Genomic DNA, 4,825 nt, shown 5'->3' with positions numbered 1-4,825 from the left:
GCGTAGGCGGGCGGGGCGTAGGCCTGCGACGCGGGCGCCGGCTCATAGGCCTGGGCCGGAGTCGGGGCCTGCGCCGGCTCCTCGGCTCCGCCTGGCGCGCGGACTTGCGTCGCCGTCTGTTCGGCGCGGGCGGCGGCCTGCGCCGCGGCCTGGGCGCGCAGGCGCTCGCCGGCTTCCGCGAGGCGCTGGTCGTTGGCGTCATAGGCCTCGAGCGGCTTGTCGATGCCGGTGGCGACCACGGAGACGCGGATGATGCCGTCGAGGCTGGAATCGAAGGTGGCGCCGAGGATGATGTTGGCGTCCTCGTCCACTTCCTGGCGGATGCGGCTGGCGGCTTCGTCCACTTCGTAAAGGGTGAGGTCGTTGCCGCCGGTGATGGAGATCAGCAGGCCGCGCGCGCCCTTCATCGAGACTTCGTCGAGCAGCGGATTGGCGATGGCCGCTTCGGCGGCGAGAATGGCGCGGCGGTCGCCGGAGGCTTCGCCGGTGCCCATCATCGCCTTGCCCATGTCGCGCATGATGGCGCGCACGTCGGCGAAATCGAGGTTGATCAGGCCTTCGCGCACCATCAGGTCGGTGATGCAGGCGACGCCGGAATAGAGCACCTGGTCGGCCATGGAGAAGGCGTCGGCGAAAGTGGTGCGCTCGTTGGCGACGCGGAACAGGTTCTGGTTGGGGATGACGATCAGCGTGTCAACCGCCTTGTGCAGTTCCTCTATGCCCTGGTCGGCGACGCGCATGCGGCGGGCGCCCTCGAACTGGAACGGCTTTGTCACCACGCCCACCGTCAGTATGCCCATGTCGCGGGCGGTGCGGGCGATGACGGGGGCCGCGCCGGTGCCGGTGCCGCCGCCCATGCCGGCGGTGACGAAGCACATGTGCGCGCCGGTGAGATGGTCGCGGATTTCCTCCATCGCCTCTTCGGCGGAGGCGCGGCCGATTTCGGGCTGCGAGCCGGCGCCGAGCCCTTCCGTGACCTGAAGGCCCATCTGGATGATGCGTTCGGCCTTGCTGCTGGTCAACGCCTGGGCGTCGGTGTTGGCGACAATGAAGTCGACGCCCAGCAGGCCGGAGGCGATCATGTTGTTGACGGCGTTGCCGCCGGCGCCGCCGACGCCGCACACCATGATCCGGGGCTTCAGTTCGCGCAACTGCGGCGCTTGCAGGTTTATGCTCATCGTCAGCCTCTTGTCGTCGCCAGGTCGGGCAGCTTTTGAATTTATGGGCAGCGGTTGAATGGTCCCAAGCTGGTATGATCCAGCCGTAATAACGTTAACATTTCGTTGACGCCGTTAACTTTTTATCCACTTCCGGAGGCGCGTTGGGGAAGGTTTAAGGCGGAACTCCTTGTTCGCGCATCAAAAACTCTCCGTGAGCCAGCGGCCGACCCGGCCGAAATAGCCGCCGCCGGAAGGCGCGGCGCGGCCGGAACGTCCAGGCTCGAAATATTCGCCCGCGGCGAATTGCGGATAGATCAAGAGACCGACCGCGACAGCGAATCCCGGATTTTTCGCCGAATCAGGCAGGCCCTGCACGCCGAGCGGGCGCCCGATGCGGATCTGGCCGCCGAGAATCCGCCGCGCCGCCTCCGGCAGGCCGGTGAGCTGGCTGGCGCCGCCGGTCAGCACCACGCGGCGCCCGGCGACAGGATGGCCGGCGGCGTTGAGCCGGTCGCGGGCGAGTTCCAGAATCTCCTCCACGCGCGGCGCGATGATGCGGTTGAGATGCGCGCGGGGGATGTGGGCGGGGTTGTCGCGGTCTTCGGCCACCTGCACGATGGGCAGGGTCTCGCGCTCGTCCGAGGGCGAGGAAATGGCGCTGCCGTGCAAGGTCTTGAGCCGCTCGGCGTCGCGCAGCGGAATGTTGAGCACGCGGGCGATGTCCATCGTCACGTGGCGCCCTCCCAGGGCGAAGGCGTCGGCATGGGCGAGGCGGCTGTCCTGGAACACGCCCGTGCTTACCGAGCCGCCGCCGATGTCGAGCACGATGGCGCCGAGCTGGGCCTCGTCGTCCACCAGCACCGAGAGCCCGGCGGCATAGGGCGTGGCGACGACGGCCTCCACCGACAGATGGCAGCGCTCGATGGCGAGCATGAGATTGCGCAGCGCGGCGGCGTCGGCGCTGACCACGTTGAAATGCGCGCCGAGCTTCTCGCCCATCATGCCGCGGGGGTCGCGGATGCCGCGGGCGCCGTCGAGCGAAAAGCCGTTGGGCAGGCTGTGCAGCACGGCGCGGCCCGGCTGCGCGGTGCGCAGGGCTGTGGCCTCCAGCACGCGATTCAGGTCGCCGACGCTGACGCCCGGCCCGTGGATCGGCACGCTGGCGTCGTAACAGGCGGCCGACAGCCGCCCGCCGGCATTGGCGACGATGACGCTGTCCACCTGGACCTTGGCCATGCGCTCGGCGGCGTCCACCGCCAGCCGAACCGAGGCCTCGGCCTCCTCCATATTGACGATGACGCCGGCCTTGACGCCGCGCGAGCGCTGGTGGCCGATGCCCAGAATCCGCGCGCGATGGGTGCGGCCGCGCAAAGTGTCGGAGCTTTCCACCGGCTCCAGCCGTGCGATCAGACACACCACCTTGGAGCAGCCGACATCGAGGACGCAGAGCGTCGCCGCCTTGCGCGGCGACAGCGGTTTCAGGCGCGGCAGGACGAGGGGCTGGGTCATTTGGGCGCTCCCTTGCGCGGGGCGTGAGCGGCGGCGCGGGCCGCCGCGGCTTCTTCGGTCAGCCGCACGAACAGCCGGCCGGGCGTGCGAAAATCGAGCGAGACGATATCCTTCTCCAGAATGCGGCTTTCGTTTTCCAGTCGCGCCAGTTGGCGCAAGGCGCTCGCGGCGTCGTTTTCGGGCAGCAGCACGTCGACGCCATTGGTCATGGTCAGGGTCCACCGGCGCTTCGAGACGAGAACGCCGGCGCGCACTTTCGCGCGCAAATCCCCTGACGCCTCCAGCAGCGCCACATAATCGTCGATGCGCTGGTTGGCGCCCTCGCCGACCACGAAGGGCAGGCGGGTGTAGCGGGCGTCGCGGAACTCGTCGATCGGCGCGCCGTCGGCGGCGACGATGCTGACCGCGCCGTCGCGCTGCCAGACGGCATAGGGCGTGCGCTCGTTGATTTCGATGATGAGCCGGCTGGGCAGCAGCTTGCGTACATGGACGTTCTTGACCAGCGGCATGGTCATCAGCCGCGCGCGCACCGCGTCGGCGTCCAGGAACGGCAGGGATTGCAGGCCATTGAGGCCCGCGCCCTTCAGAATCTGGGTTTCGCTCAGTTCGATCTGGCCGGTGATGGTGACGGTGTCGAGTCCCAGGCCGAGCGCGCGGGCGACGATATCGGCCGGCGCCCCGTTGACTTTCACGAAGGCGTCGTACTGGCCGCCGCGCTGGGCGCCGTACAGCCCGACGCCGGCCAGGAAGGCGAGGACCAGCACGCCGCCCAGTCCGGGCAGGGTGGCGATGCGGGCCAGCGTCGCGCCCCAGCCGACCCGCCGGCGCTGGCGGGCGCGGGGAAAAATTCTCTTGCCAACCGGGCGAGCGCCGCCTCTCGCGCCAGCGTAAGCCGCTCTTCCGGCGCTCGCGGACGCGCCGGCGAAAGCCGGCATTTCGGCGCGAGGAGACGCGCCGGCAAAAGCCGGCATTTTGGCGTTAGAAGACGCGCCGGCAAAAGCCGGCGCTTTGGGGGCCAGTCCAAATCGCGTCAACGATCGCAGGAAGCGTCCCGCACCATCCATTTCACCAACTCGCCGAATGTCATGCCCGCATGGGCGGCCATTTCGGGCGCAAGAGAGGTCTCGGTCATGCCGGGCTGCGTATTGACCTCCAGCACCACGAGTTCCCCCGTGCCTTCGGGGCGGTCGTCGTAACGGAAGTCGGTGCGGCTTACGCCGCGACAGCCGAGCGCCTTGTGCGCCTTGAGCGCCAACTCTTGAATCTTTAAGTAAATATTTTCTTTAATTTTAGCAGGAAGTTCGTGGACGGAGCCGCCCGGCGCGTATTTCGACTCGAAATCGTACCATTCGCTCGACAGCGACTTTATTTCAGTGACCCCAAGCGCCGTTTCGCCCATCACGGCGCAGGTCAATTCGCGGCCCGCGACAAAATTTTCAGCCAGCATCAGGTCGCCATGCGACCAGTCGGCGCGCAACAACTCCTGCGGCGGATGCGAACAGCCTTCCTTGACGATGAACACGCCATAGGACGACCCCTCCGACACCGGCTTTAGCACATAGGGCGGGGCGAGCACGTGGGCGCGCGCCGCCTCGAACCGCGACACGGTCTTGCCGCCGGGCACGGGCACGCCGGCGGCGGCCATCACGCATTTGGCCTTTTCCTTGTTGGACGCCAGCGCCGAGGCCAGCACGCCGGAATGGGTATAGGGAATGCGCAAGACTTCCAGCAGCCCCTGGATGCAGCCATCCTCGCCGCCCGGTCCGTGCAGGGCGTTGAGCGCGACATCGGGTTTCAACGCGGTGAGGACAGCGGCGACATCGCGGCCGACATCGACCCGGCTGACGACAAAACCCTCGTCTTCCAAGGCCTTGGCGCAAGCCTCGCCGGAGCGCAAGCTCACGCTGCGTTCGCTGGACAACCCGCCCATCAGCACGGCGACATGTTGGCTCATGACGATTCAACCCCCAAAACGAAATCTGGCGGCCAATGAAGGCGGCGTGAGGGAAATGGCAAGGAAATTTTGCCCCCGAAACCCTCGTATGAGGGCCCGCGAGTCAATCGCCATTTTTGGTCTCGGTGAACTCCGATTTGTGAGACAGGGTGAACTTCCTGCCAACCTCGTATCCGGTGGGATCGTTTGATCCCTAACCACG

4 protein-coding genes are annotated in these 4,825 nt (G+C 67.3%); all 4 read right to left on the bottom strand.

Translation table 11 applies throughout. The features are described from left to right. Positions 1–1,178 (bottom strand): cell division protein FtsZ (gene ftsZ / locus CCR94_RS14840; protein WP_104508633.1); only part of this gene is annotated, 1,178 nt, incomplete at its 3' end. Between the two features lie 180 nt (positions 1,179–1,358). After that, entirely contained in the window at positions 1,359–2,669 is a 1,311-nt protein-coding gene (gene ftsA / locus CCR94_RS14835; RefSeq protein WP_104508632.1) for a cell division protein FtsA, read from the bottom strand. Continuing rightward, on the bottom strand, positions 2,666–3,604 hold the full coding sequence (locus CCR94_RS14830) for a cell division protein FtsQ/DivIB (RefSeq protein ID WP_244594093.1): 939 nt from the start codon (positions 3,602–3,604) through the stop codon (positions 2,666–2,668). Before CCR94_RS14830 ends, ftsA begins: the two co-directional genes overlap by 4 nt. 95 nt (positions 3,605–3,699) lie before the next feature. Continuing rightward, positions 3,700–4,623 (bottom strand): D-alanine--D-alanine ligase, encoded by a 924-nt coding sequence (locus CCR94_RS14825; protein ID WP_104508630.1) that lies wholly within the window; start codon positions 4,621–4,623, stop codon positions 3,700–3,702. Positions 4,624–4,825: the final 202 nt, after the last annotated feature.

Origin of the sequence: Rhodoblastus sphagnicola, assembly GCF_002937075.1 — a bacterium.
In the GTDB taxonomy this organism is placed as follows: domain Bacteria; phylum Pseudomonadota; class Alphaproteobacteria; order Rhizobiales; family Beijerinckiaceae; genus Rhodoblastus; species Rhodoblastus sphagnicola.
Note: the sequence above shows the minus strand (reverse complement) of the source record. Positions and strands in the feature narration are given on the sequence as shown.